Consider the following 17,758-nt stretch of genomic DNA (forward strand, 5'->3'; position numbering starts at 1 on the left):
AACGTCAGTGACTTCTTCAGAACGGGATTGATCTCAAACACTTCGCTCAATATTTCGGGTGGAGGAGAAAAGGTGAGCTACAACCTCTCGGCGGGTTATAACGATGAGAAGGGCTATATTCCCGGTAACGGCCTGAAAAGGCTCAACCTGGGGCTGGGCATGAACGCGCAGTTAAGCAAGAAGCTCTCGGTCGTGACTTCGTTCAACTTCGCAAACACCGATCAGTTTTCACCTCCTTTGAGCGGCGGAACGGGTAACAATGCCCTCGACTTTCCCTCGATTCTGGCCAACGTGATGTACACGCCTCGCCAGGTGAACCTGATGGGCTGGCCTTACGAAAATCCCGTCACGGGTGGGTCGGTTTATTTCCGCTCGGGCAACGACATCCCCAACCCGCGCTGGATGCTGGATAACTACAAAACCACGGGTGTGGTCAACCGCCTGTTCACGGCCACGACCTTCAACTACCAGATTTCGCCCGATTTTAATCTGATCTACAAGGTTGGTCTGGATACTTACACTGAGAATCAGCGCTATGAGTTCAACAAGGGAGGTACCATCCTGCCCAACGGATTCATGACGACTGTCGACATCCAAAACCGGATTTGGGATAACAGTTTAATTCTTTCCTATACCAAAAATCTTTCCGATAAACTGGTGCTTTCGGGGCGTTTAGGAGGAAATATGCGTAACGACTTGACTAACGTCGGCGTAGTAACGAGCAATAACCAACTGGCTCGGAATCTGTTCCGTCACAGTAATTTTATCGATAATGTAGCCTCTGATAACGAAGTGGAGCAAACCCGCATGGGTATCTTCGGGGAGATTACCGCTGACTACGACAACTACCTGTTTTTGAATATCGCAGGGCGTAATGACTGGACTTCGACCGTGGAGGTGGAAAACCGCCGCATCCTGTACCCATCGGTGAGCCTTTCGTTCGTACCCACCACGGCTTTCAAAGGCCTGGAGTCTAACTTCATGAATTATTTGAAAGTAAGGGCGGGCTACGGTACCTCGGCTGGTTTCCCTGATCCGTACAGTACTCGTAACGTTTTGGGACAAAGTGCCCGCGCGTTCCTTAACTCGTCCGGTGCTACCATCCAGACCCAATCCGTCGACAACTTTCTGGGCAACCCCAACCTGAAGCCCGAGCTACAGACTGAGTTCGAGCTTGGCGTAGAAGGCCGCATCCTGAACAACAATGTGAACTTCGACGTAACGGTGTTCCGCCGCGACACGCGCGACCTGATTACCCGCGCCCCTCTGGACGCCTCCACAGGCTACACGCTGACGACCATCAACCTGGGTAAGATCAGAAATGAGGGTCTCGAAATTAGCTTGGGCGGTACCCCGGTGAAAATCGGAAGCTTCGCCTGGACAGTCAATGGCGTTTACTCGCGCATCGTGCCCACGACCCTGGATTTGGGCGGACAATTGGAGGAAGTACAGATCGGTGGCGGATTCACCAACCTCGGTAACTTCGCGGTGGTCGGCGAGCCTTTCAACGTCATCAAAGGAACGGGTTACCGTCGCAACGAGCAGGGCCAGCTCCTGGTCGATGGTGGTGGCTATCTCCTGACCACTACGGCTCCCATCATTTTGGGTGACCCCAACCCTGCTTTCACGGCTAGTTTGATCAACGGCTTCACCTGGAAAGGGCTTTCGCTCGATGTCATGCTCTCATACCGTCAGGGTGGCGCCATGTACTCCTCTACGGCAGGTGCCTTATTGGGTCGCGGCCTGACGTACGACACTGGTCTGGCCAACGGCTACGACCGTGCGCAGACCTACACCTTTCCCGGTGTGAAACTGTCCGACGGGCAACCCAACGACGTGCAGGTCACGGCTTCGGACGTTGGATTCAACAATACGTACTTCTTCGGCGATGAAGGCCGCGTGTTCGATGGCACCACGCTTCGTCTTCAGGAGGTTTCGCTGAGCTACCAACTGCCCAGGGTTGTGGTAAGCAAGCTCAAACTGAAAGGAGCCTCTCTTACTTTCTCGGGTAACAACCTGTGGTATCGCGCCTTCAACTTCCCTCCCGGCCTCAACTTCGACACCGACAACCTGGGCCTTGGCGTAGGAAACAACTACGGGTTTGAGTAACTGACCGGCCCAAGCGCCAAGCGCTACGGTGTTACCCTAAAAGTGACTCTTTAATCGACAGCGTAGCCTTGTGTGTGCAATGGCTACCCTTCATTTGATTCAAAAAAATTTTCATTATGATACGAAAAATTAAACTGTCACTTCTGACGCTTGTGGCGCTGATCGTGACCTCTTGCTCGCTGGATCTGCTGGACAATCCCAATGCGGTGACGGCCCGAAACACGGACATTAATTATCTGCTGAATCAGATTCAGCTTAGTTATGCCACGCATTTCAACCAAATGAGTGATCCCGGCATGCGCCTCACTCGAATGTTGAATTCTGGATCGGCCATTTACGATAACGCCGTGTCGCCGATCAGCTGGGACGGGGCCTGGAACACCGCCTACGCGGGTATAATGACGGACGTGAAAACGCTGATTCCCCTGGCCGAAGCGCAAAACCTGTCTGTCCACGTCGGAATAGCGCGTACGCTCCGGGCATCAGTTTTAATAAACCTAGTGGACGCCTTTGGCGACGTCCCCTATTCGGAGGCCATTGATTTGGCCAATTTCAATCCTAAGGTTGACGGTGGGGCATCGGTTTATGCCGCTGCCCTGGCCGAACTGGACGGTGCGATCACCAACTTTGCGGCGACCGCCGCTGCGTTGCCCGCCGAAGACATGTACTACGGGGGCAGTGCCGCCAACTGGACGCGCTACGCCAATACCTTGAAATTGAAGATGGCTTTGAATCGTCGCCTGATTGATAAGGCCGGAGCTACTTCGGCCATCAACGCCCTGATTGCCGGAGGAAATCTGATTTCGACGCAGGCCCAGAACTTCCGTTTTCGCTTTGGCTCCAACCTGAACAACCCTGATACCCGCCACCCGCGTTACGCCGGACAATATAGCCCCATCGGCGGAGGAGACTACCAGTCGAACTCTTACATGGGAACGCTCTATAACGCCAAAGGCTTTCCCGATCCCCGGATTCGGTACTACTTCTACCGCCCGGTGATCGTCAACTCCACCAACGTCAACGAAATTCGCTGCATCACCAACCAGAAGCCCGCTCACTACAAGGAGTCTGATACCTTCTGCTATCCTACTACCGTCGGGTACTGGGGCCGTGACCACCTGAGCAACGAAGGTATTCCCCCCGACGGCCTGGTGCGCACAGCTTGGGGCGTGTATCCCGCCGGCGGTTTGTACGACAACAACGCAGCCCGCCCTATCGGCCTTGGCGCTGGCGCGGGTGGGGCTGGTATTCATCCTATCATGATGGCTTCGTTCGTGGACTTTATGCTGGCCGAGTCGGCACTTACGCTGGGAACCACCGGTACGCCCCGGGCTTACCTAAAGGCAGGAATCGAGAAGTCGATGGCCGACGTGCGGTCACTTGCCCTGAGTACCAACGAAGCCGGAAAGATCAACGCCTTCGAAACCGCTCAAGGGATCGTTTGGGCCGCCGAGGTGACCAAGTACGTCAATAAAGTACTGGCCGATTACGATGCCGCCACTACCGACGACGCCCGGTTGAACATCATTGGGACTGAGTATTGGATCGCGCTGTTCGGCAACGGCATCGAATCGTACAACCTGTACCGCCGCACGGGCAAGCCTGCCAACCAACAGCCTGCTTTGGAAGCCAACCCGGGACCTTTCGCCCGTTCCCTCTATTACCCCACGTCGTTCGTGACACGCAATATCAACGCCGTTCAAAAGGCTAATGCAGCTTTACCAGTCTTTTGGGATAATAACCCGACTGGGTTCTTGAAATGAAACGCTGAGTTCGTATTCCGTACTCATATCGACAGAAATATTCAGAATATCTAAAACAATCATAATAGATGAAATACTTAAAGATTTTCTCACTACTCGGCCTGCTTGGGCTGGGAGCCATTGGGTGTAAATCGCCTTTGGCCAACGAACGGCTCAATGAACTCGAATTCGTGCAAGGAGGCTATATGCGCATCTTTTCGCCGTTTCCGGTATTGGCGGCTACGTTCAGCGTCAGCAAAGCTAATCTGGCAGGAACGAAACTTGAATTGGTGCACGAGGCGGTGACCGATAATGGGGGCGCAAACTTCGCCTCTTACGAGCTGGTGATTCGGTTCGTGGACAACACACCGGCCAACGGTAGTAATCCGGTAGCGGATCGGCCACTGCGTACGATTGCCGCCTCCACATTTACCAAAAATGCCACCACTGGCTACCCTCAGGCCACCATGACGATCACCGGACAAGAGGCACTTGCCGCCTCCGGGCTGACTGCCGATAAAATCTCGGCCGGCGACCGCTTCGAGGTTCGCGGTACGATGGTGCTGACCGATGGCAGGCGTTACAACGCCAGCAACACCGGTGCAAACATTACGGGTGGTGCTTTTTATAGCTCTCCCTTCTTCTACCGGATGAACGTAGTTCAATAAGTAGTTGAGAAAAAAAGAAGCGGCAGAGATGAATCGTTCATCTCTGCCGCTTCTTTTTTTGTTTCTGCTACTGTGAGTAGGGTTTGCTTCAACGGGAATCCGTTTGGACCCCTCCCATTGAGCCCTATTCCTTACGCTTTACAGAAACAAACACCGCCCCTATAACTAACGCCACCAACAAAATGGAACTAATCAGGTCGATGGTGTGCCCGGTGCTGACTGAGACGGGATCGAATCTGAAGGTGATGGTGTGCTTGCCCGGCGGGACGCGTAAGGCACGCAGGACGTAATCGGCGCGGAGCAAGGGCGCGGACTGACCGTCGATCGTGACCTTCCAGTCATTACGCACGTTGTAATATATTTCCGAAAAGACGGCCAACTGCTCGCTCTTCGCGGTACTTTCATAGACCAGCTCATTGGGTTTGTAGCTGGTTAGCTTGATTGTGTTGGCGCTATCGGACTGAATGGACAGGCCTTGTAAAGTTTCGGCAAAGCGTTTATCCACAACCGCAGAACGGCGCGGCTGAATCGAATCCAGAGCTTTCATTTCGGCGTCGGCGTCGGGGACAATCTTATAATCGTCCACAAACCAGGCGTGGCCCAACGCATCGGGGTTGGGCTGCACGGCGGGATTGCCCTGCTGATCGCGGGTGAGGATGTACTTGGTGTTGAGCATGTTAAGAATGCCGGGATTCGGATTCGCCTTAGCGATCTGCCGTTCGATGAGTTCCTGGTAGCGACGTAGTTTGGCTCCGTGGTAGCCGCCGATGGATTTATGAAAATACGATGCTTCGGCGTTGTTAAAGGTATTCCGGAGCACGTCAAGTACCCGATAGTTGGGGTCAGGATCTTGCAGAATCTGTTGATCGGCGGGTGAGGGCGAAAACTGAGCCTGCGCGGCCTGCTTACTCACGAAGTCGTCGTTGTTGAGGTAGCGTTTGCTTATGCCGAACATATCGCCGATCACCAACAACAGCAAGGCGGGGTATAGCACAGCGGCTTTGATTTTCTCCTTCATCCAAAGCCAAATCAGTCCGGCGGCCAACAGAATCAGAAAAGCCGAGCGTAGCGCATCGCCACGCATCATGCCGACGCGGTCCTGCACGATCGCGCTCATGATCTCCTGCGCAAAAGCTGGATTCTGGCTACTTTGCGACAGACTCTCGACAAATTGCGGGTCGCTCTCGCCCCGGAAACTAAAAAAAAGTGTTGGCACGAGAGCCAAAATCAAGCAAAGACCTGCCGTGAGTCCCAAACTAATCAGAAAGGGCCGGGAGATTTCGGGAAAGCTGTACTTGCGTCGCACGATATCGCGCAAGGCAGCTACTGCCAGCACGATAATCAGTAAATGCGCCAGCGAAAGTACCATCGTGACCGCCCGAAATTTATTGAACATCGGGAAGTAGTCGAAAAAGAGGTAGTTGAGTCCGGCGAAGTTCTTACCCCATGCCCACACGATATAGAGCAACGTGACGCCCGCTACCCACCACTTCAAAGGGCCCTTGACAATGAATAAACCTAAAATAAAAAGAAAGAAAATGATAGCCCCTGCATAGGCCGGGCCTCCCGTACTATACTGATTGCCCCAATAAAGTGGCAGTGCCTGCACAAAATTGGCAGCGTTGGCTGCATCCACGCCCCGGCTGGTAAGTATTTTATAAGTTTCGGATTTGTTGTCGAGTGACCCCTGCGAAGGGCCACCGTATAAATTTGGAATAAGTAGCGTGAACGTTTCGACAATACCGTAGCTGTACTGAAACGCATATTCCTTATCCAAGCCGTCCTGATCCGGTTGGCTAGCTGCGGTCGAAGCGGCATCGGCCATTGGGCTAAGTTCTGATTTTCCCCGGATAGTTTCCTTCGTGTAATCGTAGGCACTCCACAGACGTGTCGTATGCGTACCCAGCGCGATCAGCCCCGCCAAACCCAGTCCAGCTAATACCAATAGCAGTTGTGGGATACGCTTTGCTTTGAGATAATTCAGGCTTTCGAGGACGACGAGAGCAATGACGCCAATACCTAGGTAGTAAGTAATTTGTATGTGGTTGGCGTAAAGCTCAAGCCCAAAAAAAAGCGCCGTTACAGCCGAGCCAACCAGCCAATTTTTGCGAAAAGCCAGCAACACACCCGCAATAACGCCTGGCGCGTAGGCCAGAGCCAGGATTTTGGATACGTGCCCGGCTTCCAGGCTCGTGGTGAGGTAGGAGCCAAAGGCGTAGGCAATGGCCCCAAATGCCGCTATCCATAAATTGGCTCCAAGTACCAGAAATAGTAGATAAGCCGAAACCATCGTGATCAGAAAGTAGTTGGCCGGAGCTGGAAGCACGGCATTGGCCCATTGCCCCAACTTTGTCGAAACGCTGGTCGGGAAGTTGCCGGAGATCAGAAAATTGGGCATTCCCCCGAACATGCTATTGGTCCAGGATGACCACTCACCCGTTTTTTTCTCATATTCAAGAACCTCACGAGAGGCTCCACTGGCTTGCACATCGTCGTATTGGTTCAGGCGCTTGCCGTTGAGGACTGGGGAAGAGTAACTCAAAGACAAAATAGCAAAGCCGACAATGACTGCTAGATGCGGCCAAATGCGTTGCCATGTAAAGGCTTTTTTCATGGATTTTAGGATTCTCCCGGCAAATGACCAAATGGTTGCCGGAGTTTATAGGGTACGTTAAATTTTGATTAACTGTCCACAAATATAGAAGGAATGCCGTATGTTTGAACTACTGTCAACGGATCGGTCCTTGAAGTTTTTGATTGAAAAAGGCTGAATTCTTAGGCCATTTGTATAAATTACCCAATAAATTTGCGGTTCTCAGCCGAAAATAAAGAATTTTTTGACTCTCCTCCCACCTATTACAAAAGCAATAACCTGACCAACCTACATGAAAAGAATTGCAGTATTTACCTCCGGCGGAGACGCGCCCGGCATGAACGCCTGCATCCGGGCCGTCGTGCGGGGGGCTGTTTACCACGGAATCGAAGTATTTGGCATTAGAAAAGGATACAGCGGCATGATCGCCGGGGACATGTACGAAATGTCCTCGCACTCAGTTAGTAACATAGTTCAGCGGGGCGGTACGATCCTCAAATCGGCCCGTAGTAAGGAATTTATGACCCCGGAAGGCCGACAGAAAGCGCACAACGCCTTGGTGGAAAACGGCATCGAAGGCCTGGTCGCCATCGGTGGCAATGGTACTTTCACCGGAGCAATGATTTTCGAGCGCGAGTTTGGCATCCCGACCGTGGGAGCGCCCGGCACCATCGACAACGACTTATACGGCACCGACTATACTATCGGCTTCGACACCGCCGTCAACACAGCTTTGGATGCCATCGACCGCATCCGCGACACGGCCAGTTCGCACGACCGCGTGTTTTTTATAGAAGTGATGGGCCGCGACTCGGGCTACATTGCCATCCAGTCGGGAATCGCGGGTGGGGCCGAGGTGGTGATGGTACCCGAGGTGCTGACCCCCCTCTCAACAGTCGTCGAAACCCTACGCCAGGGTTGGAACCGCTCAAAGTCTTCCTCTATTGTGGTGGTTTCCGAAGGCGAAGAAGAAGGAAATGCTACCGAAATAGCTAATAAAATCAAGGATCAGATCAAGGCGGATGTGGACATCCGCGTGACTACCCTCGGCCACATTCAGCGCGGTGGCTCGCCCTCCGCCCGCGACCGCATTCTCGCCAGCCGCTTAGGACTTGGTGCCCTGGAAGGCTTGATGGCCGGACAAAAGAACGTCATGGCGGGTATTATCAATGATGACCTGGTCTATACGCCCTTCGAAGACACGATTCGCCTGCCTAAGCCCATTAACGAGGATATGCTCAGGATGGTTAAGATATTGAGTATTTAACAATACCCCACCACCCTGTAAGTAATGTACCCGATCCATTCTCGCCAGAGAAGGTGGGCGTAGCCGAAGACCTCTGGGTCGGGGCGGATGAAGTCGCGGAGACGGGGGAGTAGTTCTATGCCGTAGATGTCCGTTGGAAAAGTGTCGACATGTAGCCCGACTTTGGCAAAGCAACCCTCGGCCCGTCGAAGGTGGAAAGAGGAAGTGATAAGCAAATAACGTTCGCCGGGAAATTGCCGCCGCAGTACTTCCGCTGAGTAGAGGGCGTTTTGCCGGGTATTGAGTGATTTGTTTTCCAAGACTACATCTGCTGCCGGAACGCCCCACTTTTTTAATAGGAGGGATGCTTGGTACCCATCGTCGCGCCGGAGCTTTACGGCTTGGGTACCGCCGCCGCTGATCAGGATTTTCTTAATTTTTCCGGCCTTATAGAGTAAGTACGCCTGTAAAATCCGATCGGCGTGGTTGCCCAGGCCAGGGTGGTCGATACGGCTGTCGGCCAGGCGGATGAGGCCACCCGTCAGGACGATGCCTACAGTGTAATCTGACGGCAGGTCGGCGATATTCTTGGGCGGAAACTCCCACCAGCGGAAAGCGTTCGTAATCAAGTAGGTGTTGCAGAGTACGAAGAACGAGAGGATGATGAAAAGGATGGCGCGACGAGAATTGGTTCGATTTTTGGTGAAGTGTGCGTACACCAGCAGAAAAAACATAATCCCTACGGGCATCAGAATAAAATCGATAGTCTTTGACAGAAAGTAAAACATTTGGGTACGCGCGGGGCGATTATGTCGTTTTGAAGGTAAATTTGCCGGAAGTAAAATGAATTGGAAGGATAAAACTATGAAAAAAGGACTAACTATTCGGTTGTGGATAGGTGTATTAGCCGCATTTTTGGGCCAGGAGGCTGTGGCCCAGGGCTACCAAATCGAGGCAACGCTCAAAGGCTTGAAAGACACAACCGCCATCTTGGGACATTATAAATACAACGGCCAGCAATTCATTGCCAAGGACACCGCTCGGTCTGATGCCAGCGGGCGCATGGTGTTCGAAGGAGAAGAAAACTTGCCGGGTGGCCTTTACCTGATCCTACTGCCGGGACAGCAAAAACTGGTTCAATTGGTGTACTCCGGTAAGGAGACAAACTTCTCGTTGCAAACCGACACCAGTAGTATCGTGGAAAGCATGGTGGTGAAAGGCTCAAGAGAGAATCAGCTTTTCTACGAATACCAGCAGGAACTTGGCAATATCATGGAAGGGGTAGCAGCCCTGAATATGGAAAAAAAGCTGAAGACCGACCAGGTGAGTACTGCCTTGGTGAACAAAAAGATAAATGACCAGCAGCAGAAGTTCACCGACTACCAAAAGAAGTTGCTGGCCGACCACGCCGATACCTTTACTGCCAAACTTTTCAGGGTTACGCAGGATCCCGAAATTCCGGACGCTCCCGTGCTGGCCAATGGCCGCAAGGATTCGGTTTGGGTATTTAATTATTACAAAAACCATTTCTGGGATAACTTCGACTTTGCCGACGAGCGGTTGCTGCGTACGCCTTTTCTGCAACCTAAGTTGGAACGCTACGTGAAAGAATTGATCGTGCAAGTACCCGATTCGGTCAATAAGGACGCCGACGCCCTGATTCAAAAAGCGGCCAAAGCAGGTAATAAGGAGTTGAAGTCACAGATTATCTATTACATCACCAGCGAATACGAGAATCCCAAAGTGGTGGGAACGGAAGGCGTGTTTGTCCATATGGCTGAAAAATACTACCTGTCGGGCGAGATGGAAGTATCTGCCGATGCTGTGAAGCGTATTGGTGACCGTGTCACCAGCATGAAGCCCCTGCTGGTCAACCAGGTAATCCCAGACTTGACTCTCTCGGATACCGACAAGAAGCCTATCAGCATTCACGGTATTAAAGCCGATTACACGGTGTTATTCTTTTATTCGCCCACTTGCGGTCACTGCAAAGACGCTGCGCCTGCCTTGAAAGAGTTCTATGACAAGAATAAGGTAAAAGGAGCGAAAGTGATGGCTATCGCCACTGATCAAAGCTCCGAAGATTGGAAGAAGTTTGTCAAAGACTACAAGCTTGAAGAATTGACCAACGGCTACGACTACACATTTAAGCACGATTTCCGTACAGAATACGACGTACAAACTACGCCGACAATCTACGTTTTGGATAAAAATAAAAAGGTCATCGCTCGTAAGATGCCTATTGAGCAACTAGACGATTTCTTTAATTTTTACCTGCGAAATCAGGCGGCTAAAAGCACGGCGGCTAATTAACTGTCGGCCGTCGCTCGCTCAGTACTTTTCATAAAAACTTCGCAGCCGACTTGTTAGTCGGTTGTAGATGGGCTTGCTGAATTCCACGAATAGGTCTTGGGGTGGGGGAGGGTTGGTTTCACGCGATTTGGTCATGCGTAGTTGGGCGGCGTCGAGCGCCCGTTCGTCGCCGTTATAGCTGCCCCAGTCCGACATCCAGCGGTACTCGCCCGGAAACTTATCTTGAAACACAATTTTCTTCGTGTCGAAATCCTGAATCTGCATATCCAGTAGTCCCTTCGACACCACCGTCTTACGGTTACGGCTGAGTTTGGCTTTTACCTTGCCATACACCGGGACTTTCTTACCATCCACCGTGATCTCGCCCGTTTTGACGCTGTCCTTGCTGGTCACTTCCTCGGTGTTTCTTTCGACCAGTGTTTGGCCCACCACGAAATCATCGAACTGCAATGTGACTACGTGGTCTGGGCGCACTTTTTCACTGCTGGCCTCTTGGGGGGTGTAAAAACGCACGAATTTGTTCAGGCGTCGATTGGTTTGCAGGAATTCGTTGACGCGGTCTTGAAAATAGGCGTTGCTCAACTGATAAGCACGGGAAGTGACCAATACTTGTTCTACCACCACTTTGAAGGAAGCCGTCTGGTAGGCTTCATCCAATTTTTGGGTCGCATCCCGGTAGTTCGGTACCATCGCGTTAGCTGCCTCGAAATCCTCGAAGGCACGTCTTGCGTTATCGCGTCCGCCCAGGTCGAGAGCCTTCTGCCCGGCCTCGTAGCGAGTCGCCGCTGCCTGGTCACGAGCGTTACGCTCCTGGTCGAAATAACTACGTGCCGTAACCAGCCGGGCGCAAGCCGGACAGTCTTGAATGGCGTTGTAGAGCGTGTTAAGTTTTGTATAAATTTCGGCGGCGCGCTCGTGCCGGAAAGGATCGGCAGGGTTTTCGTTTCGCCGCAAATCGTCTTGGTGCTGCCGTACGGCTAAGGGATAGGCTTCTTTGAGAATGTCGGCTGACGACGAGCGGGCATTGTCGTTCACCTTCGGTACGGCCAACAGAACCGACTGATCGTAATCACCACGTTTCAGAGATTTCTTGGCCGATTTGCAATCCGTGAGGAGAAGGGAGGAAACGACAAGGCAGGAAAGAAGGGTGAAATTGTGAGCAGTGGGACACTTCATGGCTGAGAAGGGAATTTTGAGGAATACCCCAGCAAAAATACGACTGCTGGATTTGAAAGGCAACCAGAACTTAGTGAATGGACAATAAGAATAAGTTTGTCGGGCCTGCTTGCAAATAAATGTTTCTTCAATTGAGGCGGGTACTTTCGTGTGTCGGGGAATCGGTATCTTTGTTAAAATTCACACCGATTGGCGCGAGATATTACAAACGAAGCGAGGTTCGGCTATTGTGGGCCATCCTGATCGTGAAAATCAGACTCTTTGCATCAAACAATGGCGAGGAGCAGCATCTGGGTACCATCGATACCCAAAGAACGCCACCACCCGTGTCCGTAGGACTTTCGCATACGGCAGGGCTACTGTGCTGTCGCGGCACCCATGTAGTTTTTGAAGCAACGGATTTGATGAAGGACTAGCTCCATGACTAAGAAGCTGTTTAAGTTAATCCTTCAAGCTAAAAATGGCGCTTTTTCACCAATCCTGCGTCGCCAAAATTCTCATTTGGCTCTGCCAAACTTCGAATTTGGCTCCTTGTCTTGATAAAAAATCACTCATTTTTATCAATAAAAACTAACTCAAACAGCTTCTAAGCAACCATTTAAACAAAAACAGGATGAAACACGCATTGAAGGCAACGGCTAAGCACCGGGGACTTTTTTTTCTTTTTGCTGGCCTGACTATGTTCTGCCAAACAACACTTGCACAAGTGGATCAAAACAAAGGAAGCAGAAATGTCAAGCTACTTGATACAACCAGTATCCGGAAGATCATCGGTATTGAAGGAAAGTCAAGTAATGGGGAGTATAAAATAACAATCCCGCAGAACGATTTGGATGTAAAAGTGGATGGTTTTAAAATCATACCTGCCATGGGACTGGGTACATGGGTTGCCTTTACACCCACAAAAAACGGTGTGATGATTATGGGGGATGTTGTGGTCACCGAGAAGGATTTGGGACCCGTGCAGCAGGAAATCATAAAGCAAGGTCTTACAAGCACTGCTATTCACAACCACTTTGTCAGGAATCATCCGAACATCATATTCATGCACGTGGGTGGTTCTGGAAATGCTGAGCTGATGGCACAGAAAGTAAAGGAAGTCTTGGACAAAGTGAAGGAAGTGAGAGGCGGCGACCCTTCGAAAGGGACCGCTTCAAGCGAAAGCGTTCAGAATGAACTGAATACAGAAAAAATGGATGAGATAATAGGCCACAAAGGTGAGATGAATAAAGGTGTTTACAAATACACGATTGGCCGGCCTGACGTGAAACTTACCGAACACGGTGTTCCGGTGTCAACCTTCATGGGCTTTAACACATGGGCCTCGTTCCAGGGCACACCCGACAAAGCCGCAGTTGCTGGGGACTTTACCATGCTTGAAGATGAAGTCGAACCTGTAATGAAAGCATTGATTGAAAACGGCATTGAGGTAGTGGCGTTACACAACCACATGGTGCATGAGCAGCCAAGGGTCTTCTTTCTGCATTATTGGGGCATTGGAAATGCAGAACAATTAGCAAAGGGGCTTCGGGCCGCCTTGAACCAAACGGGCAAGAAGCAAAGCCAACCACAGGGCACCAACAAGCATTAGTGTCCCCTTGCAGTTTCAATGCCGAAGTCCGCTCTACCGCATTTTCGAATGCTTCACCAGATAAGCCGTCAGGATCGGGTCGAACCCCTGCGCGATGTCAGCCTCGATGAAGTCGATCTTATACTGGCCGCATTTGAGTTTGAGATCATGGTAGAATTTCTTGACAAACTCTTGGTACTGGTCGCGTACCTGATGCGGCTGCACTTTCACCCGTTCGCCCGATTCGAGATCGATAAATTCGTAGGGGCGGTCCTCGAAGGCGAATTCTTCCTCGGTGCGGCGGTCGGTGACGTGGAAGAGAAGTACTTCGTGCATCTTGTGGCGCAGGTGTTGTAAGGCCGAGAAAAGCTCTTCGCTGTGTTCCAGATCCTCGAACATATCGCTAAAAAGTACCACCAGCGAACGCTTGTGTATTTTCTGGGCGATGAGGTGGATGACCTCCGCCACCGAGGTTTTGCGTAGGGGGCGCGGCTTTTGGAGTAACCCTTCCAGTTCGAGCAGAATTTTGTGAATGTGCGAAGGCGTGGACTTAACCTGCGTCTGTATTTCTATCTCCTCCGAAAAAGTGGTAAGGCTTACGGCGTCCTTCTGGCGTTGCAGCAAGTGGGCCAGACAAGCCGCCGCCATAATGCTGAACGTGATTTTGCCGTAGTTCTCTTCGGGATAATACATCGAGGACGACGTGTCGAGCAGCAGGTGACAGCGCAGGTTGGTTTCTTCCTCGTAACGTTTCACGAACAAGCGGTCGGTCTTGGCGAAGACTTTCCAGTCCATATGACGGGTACTTTCGCCCGTGTTGTACAGACGATGTTCGGCGAATTCTACCGAGAAGCCGTGGAAAGGCGACTTGTGTAATCCCGTGATGAAGCCCTCGACCATCTGCCGGGCCAGAAATTCCAGATTTCCAAACTCTCTTACCTTCGCTAAATCTAGTGGGCGCTTATTCATGATTTTTTATCAAATACTAACTCCCACGAATATACGAAGCCTCGTTCAATGAACAAGGGAGAAATCAAATACCCGTCGTTCTAAATCAGCGTTCGGCTAGTACGTGCGTTCTGCGGAAGATTCACTCAATAGAGGAAACCCTCGTCCTCGGCCACTAACGTCTCGTGCGCCTGGTAATCGACGGGTAAATTTTTGCGGAAAAGCCGTTTTTTTGGCAAATTCATCACCAAACCGTCGGCACCGATCACCTTGACTTGTACCCGAGCCACGCCGCTCCGAACCATGTCTATCTCCCGGGCGGCAGATTTGCTAATGTCGATGACGCGGCTTCGGCCAAATGGCCCCCGATCAGTGACCCGGACGTTGACTCTACGGTTGTTTTTGAGATTGGTAACCTCGATGAGGGTGTTGTAGGGGAGGGTGGGGTGGGCGGCAGTAAACTCCTGATTGCTGAAAACTTCCCCGAAGGAGGTCTGACGACCATTGAATTTGGGGGCGTAGAAAGAAGCCATCCCGGTTTCAATTTTTCCCATGTATTCCTGCATTTCGGGCGAAGGATCGCTCAGGCTGACCATGAAAAAAATGTAGAATGCTTGTAAATTCATACCAAAGTTTTAAGTGAAACATCTGGCCTGACGGCTGTTAAACCGTGAACTCGGCAGATCGCCAAGGGGCCGCCACTGGTAATTTTCAACAAAGGTAACGCAATGATCTGAAGTACTAATATTATGTATTTTGATAGTGCAATTTTCTAGTGTTAATATTCAATTTGAGTAAGTTCACAGAAGGGTCTGGTTACCGAAATATTTGTTCAGAGTGATAAACTTCCTATTTTAGCATTCGATTTTACCCTCAATCACCCAAACCAGTGGAAGACAGAGAACAAATTTATTCTAATCGGGTCAGAGCCGGCAAACGTACTTACTTCTTCGATGTTCGTGCTACCCGCGCCAACGACTACTACCTCACGATCACAGAAAGCCGCCGCCACACCGATGGAGAAGGGTTTAGTTACGAAAAGCACAAGCTGTTTTTGTACAAAGAGGATTTTGACAAATTTATCGAAGCCCTGAAAGATACGGTCGATCACGTGAAAACCGAGTTGCTGCCCGATGTAGATTTCACCCAATACGAACCCAGGGAAGAAGAAGTTTCTCCCAACGGACAAGGCGATAAAACTGACTTCAAACCAGTTGAAGGGTCGGACTTGAAGTGGGAGTAGTTAGTTTGGTTGACAGTTGACAGTGACCCTAGCATCAATGCCTCTCTATTACACAAATCAGTGTAAACAGTACTAAAACTAAGTAGCCTTCGGGATTCATTCCGAAGGCTACTTAGTTTTTAGGCCGCAAATCTGTACTTTTGCGATTCGTTTTGCATAACCGTTAGCTAATTGATTTTAAGTTAATTGTAAAGTAAAAAGCTAACTGTCAATTGTCCACCGTCAACTGTCAACTAAATAAATGAGCTTACAATGCGGGATTGTCGGATTGCCCAACGTCGGGAAATCCACCCTTTTCAACGCCATATCTACAGGTAAAGCCGAGGCGGCCAACTACCCATTTTGCACTATTGAGCCCAACGTAGGCGTCGTCACCGTTCCCGACGAACGCCTGGAAGTACTGACTGGTTTGGTCAAGCCGCAGAAGGTGCTGCCTACGATCATCGAGTTTGTGGATATCGCCGGGCTGGTGAAAGGTGCGAGTCAGGGCGCGGGGCTGGGAAATAAGTTCTTAGCCAACATCCGGGAAGTGGACGCGATTGTCCACGTGATCCGCTGTTTCGAGGATGAGAACGTCGTCCACGTCGAAGGCCGCGTCGATCCGGTATTCGATAAGGAAATCATTGACATCGAATTGCAACTCAAAGACTTAGAATCGGTCAATAAAAAAATTCAGAAAGTAGAAAAGAACGTTCGCACGGGCGACGCCAAAGCCAAAGTCGAACTTCAAATCCTGCAAGATTATAAGGCGGCACTGGAAGCGGGACGCAGCGCCCGGACGCTCAACTACTCGAAAGAAGAGCGTGAAAGTGCCATCGGCGACCTTCAACTGCTTACGGTAAAGCCCGTACTCTATGTGGCTAATGTCAACGAGGAGTCGATGCTTACAGGCAACGAATATTCCGAGAAGCTCCGTGAAGCGGTGAAAGACGAAAACGCCGAGGTAGTTGTACTGTGTGCTGCCATCGAATCCCAAATCGCCGAAATTGAGGACCTTGAGGAACAGGAAATGTTTCTGACGGAATACGGTTTAAAGGAGGCCGGACTGGATCGGCTTATCAAGGCATCTTATTCGCTTTTGGATCTGATCACGTACTTCACGGCGGGCGTCAAAGAAGTACGGGCCTGGACTATTCGGCGCGGCTGGAAGGCCCCGCAGGCGGCGGGCGTCATCCACACCGACTTCGAAAAAGGCTTCATCCGGGCCGAGGTCATCAAAATCCCCGACTACCAGCAGTACAAAACCGAAGCGGGCGTGAAAGAAGTAGGTAAAATGGGCGTGGAAGGCAAAGAGTACGTCGTACAGGATGGCGACGTGATGCACTTCCGGTTCAACGTTTAGCGACGGCGATTCCACTCCACCGTCCGGTAGCCTACGAGTTTGTCGGCGCGGGCAGCGGGCGGACGGTTATAGACCAATATGTCGTAGTCGTTTTCCGTGGCCGCGAAATTTCCTTCCAAAATAGCGTCGTCTGCCTGTCCCGATGCTCCCACAACTACGGTGTAGTCGTAGTTCACGACGCCCTGTTTGAGCAGAATTACTGCGTTATAAGCTTGCATATCAGGATTATAACTCATGCGGTTGAGGTCGTTGAGCAGCCACAGGTGGAAGCCACCGTTCACGTATACTTTCGCGTCAGTAATTTCTGGCATTTTTAAGGTGAAGACCACGGGCGTGTAATCGGCTTCGTCGCTGCCCATGCCCGACTCTCGCTGATCCACGATGTACTGGCCGTTCAGGTCATCCATCTGAATGTAAGCTCCGTAAGCGCGTGGTTTGTCGGGCGAGAGAATCAGCCGGGTAAACTCACTAAGCCTTTCCAATTCATAAACCCCGTAACCCCGCGCCGACAGCGTCCGGCTATCGAAATACCGAAACTCGTTGCCGCCGGGAAAGGTATTTTCAAGATCAAAAAACTGGTACTCCAGCACCGAATCGAAGGGTCGTACATTCGTAGGTTTGAAGCCGGTCTTGGCTTTGTCCCAACGGAAATTTTGCCGGATAACTACCTTCAAATCCGTTTGTGGCGACACGACCTGATAGCCCTTATAATCGAGGCTGAAATCAATCTGCTGGTCGGTGCGCTGCTCGCGGATTCCCTGCGAAAACCGCGCCTGCGCCGCGATTCGCACTTTATTTTCATAAATCA

14 protein-coding genes and 1 pseudogene are annotated in these 17,758 nt (G+C 51.1%); 9 read left to right on the plus strand and 6 right to left on the minus strand.

The genetic code is table 11. The features are described 5' to 3' along the window. From ACEW8P_RS10905 to ACEW8P_RS10915, 3 genes are all read left to right on the plus strand, one after another. Positions 1-2,109, plus strand: a 2,109-nt coding sequence (locus ACEW8P_RS10905; RefSeq protein WP_373513113.1) for a TonB-dependent receptor domain-containing protein, incomplete at its 5' end; no start/stop codon positions are given. Positions 2,110-2,225: 116 nt separating this feature from the next. Beyond that, complete coding sequence (locus ACEW8P_RS10910) at positions 2,226-3,872, plus strand: SusD/RagB family nutrient-binding outer membrane lipoprotein (protein WP_373513114.1); 1,647 nt, start codon at positions 2,226-2,228, stop codon at positions 3,870-3,872. A 68-nt stretch (positions 3,873-3,940) separates the two neighbouring features. Beyond that, positions 3,941-4,519: a hypothetical protein gene (locus ACEW8P_RS10915; protein WP_373513115.1), complete on the plus strand. Its 579-nt coding sequence runs from the start codon at positions 3,941-3,943 to the stop codon at positions 4,517-4,519. 124 nt (positions 4,520-4,643) lie between these two features. Here ACEW8P_RS10915 and ACEW8P_RS10920 read toward each other — a convergent pair whose 3' ends face one another. Next, positions 4,644-7,133 (minus strand): hypothetical protein, encoded by a 2,490-nt coding sequence (locus tag ACEW8P_RS10920; RefSeq protein WP_373513116.1) that lies wholly within the window; start codon positions 7,131-7,133, stop codon positions 4,644-4,646. A gap of 271 nt (positions 7,134-7,404) precedes the next feature. Here ACEW8P_RS10920 and pfkA point away from each other — a divergent pair, with 271 nt between their 5' ends. After that, a complete protein-coding gene (pfkA, locus tag ACEW8P_RS10925; protein WP_373513117.1) occupies positions 7,405-8,379 on the plus strand; it encodes a 6-phosphofructokinase in 975 nt (324 codons plus the stop codon). Here pfkA and ACEW8P_RS10930 read toward each other — a convergent pair. After that, on the minus strand, positions 8,376-9,146 hold the full coding sequence (locus ACEW8P_RS10930) for a YdcF family protein (RefSeq protein WP_373513118.1): 771 nt from the start codon (positions 9,144-9,146) through the stop codon (positions 8,376-8,378). The genes pfkA and ACEW8P_RS10930 overlap by 4 nt on opposite strands. 76 nt (positions 9,147-9,222) lie before the next feature. On the opposite strand from ACEW8P_RS10930, the gene ACEW8P_RS10935 reads away from it, so the two are divergent. After that, the gene (locus ACEW8P_RS10935; protein ID WP_373513119.1) at positions 9,223-10,671 is read left to right on the plus strand and encodes a redoxin domain-containing protein; all 1,449 of its coding nucleotides are present in this window, start codon (positions 9,223-9,225) and stop codon (positions 10,669-10,671) included. Positions 10,672-10,689: 18 nt separating this feature from the next. Here the strand turns inward: ACEW8P_RS10935 and ACEW8P_RS10940 are convergent, their stop codons facing one another. Further along, positions 10,690-11,847, minus strand: a complete 1,158-nt coding sequence (locus ACEW8P_RS10940) for a hypothetical protein (RefSeq protein ID WP_373513120.1) — start codon at positions 11,845-11,847, stop codon at positions 10,690-10,692. Positions 11,848-12,092: 245 nt separating this feature from the next. Here ACEW8P_RS10940 and ACEW8P_RS10945 point away from each other — a divergent pair, with 245 nt between their 5' ends. Together ACEW8P_RS10945 and ACEW8P_RS10950 are read left to right on the plus strand one after the other, a co-directional pair. Further along, positions 12,093-12,263: a hypothetical protein gene (locus ACEW8P_RS10945; protein ID WP_373513121.1), complete on the plus strand. Its 171-nt coding sequence runs from the start codon at positions 12,093-12,095 to the stop codon at positions 12,261-12,263. Positions 12,264-12,460: 197 nt separating this feature from the next. Further along, positions 12,461-13,438: a DUF1259 domain-containing protein gene (locus ACEW8P_RS10950; protein WP_373513122.1), complete on the plus strand. Its 978-nt coding sequence runs from the start codon at positions 12,461-12,463 to the stop codon at positions 13,436-13,438. Positions 13,439-13,471: 33 nt separating this feature from the next. Here the strand turns inward: ACEW8P_RS10950 and ACEW8P_RS10955 are convergent, their stop codons facing one another. After that, positions 13,472-14,386: a DUF58 domain-containing protein gene (locus tag ACEW8P_RS10955; protein ID WP_373513123.1), complete on the minus strand. Its 915-nt coding sequence runs from the start codon at positions 14,384-14,386 to the stop codon at positions 13,472-13,474. Between the two features lie 125 nt (positions 14,387-14,511). After that, the gene (locus ACEW8P_RS10960) at positions 14,512-14,991 is read right to left on the minus strand and encodes a septal ring lytic transglycosylase RlpA family protein (RefSeq protein WP_373513124.1); all 480 of its coding nucleotides are present in this window, start codon (positions 14,989-14,991) and stop codon (positions 14,512-14,514) included. A 263-nt stretch (positions 14,992-15,254) separates the two neighbouring features. On the opposite strand from ACEW8P_RS10960, the gene ACEW8P_RS10965 reads away from it, so the two are divergent. Beyond that, positions 15,255-15,608 carry a DUF3276 family protein gene (locus ACEW8P_RS10965; protein ID WP_373513125.1) on the plus strand — a complete coding sequence of 118 codons (354 nt, stop codon included), beginning with the start codon at positions 15,255-15,257 and terminating at the stop codon, positions 15,606-15,608. A gap of 241 nt (positions 15,609-15,849) precedes the next feature. Continuing rightward, positions 15,850-16,950 carry a redox-regulated ATPase YchF gene (gene ychF / locus ACEW8P_RS10970; RefSeq protein ID WP_373513126.1) on the plus strand — a complete coding sequence of 367 codons (1,101 nt, stop codon included), beginning with the start codon at positions 15,850-15,852 and terminating at the stop codon, positions 16,948-16,950. Here the strand turns inward: ychF and ACEW8P_RS10975 are convergent. Next, positions 16,947-17,758, minus strand: a pseudogene (locus ACEW8P_RS10975) (DUF5103 domain-containing protein); the annotation flags it as partial. The gene ychF and the pseudogene ACEW8P_RS10975 sit on opposite strands and share 4 nt — an antisense overlap.

This window comes from Persicitalea sp. (assembly GCF_041751555.1).
Classification (GTDB): Bacteria; Bacteroidota; Bacteroidia; order Cytophagales; family Spirosomataceae; genus Persicitalea.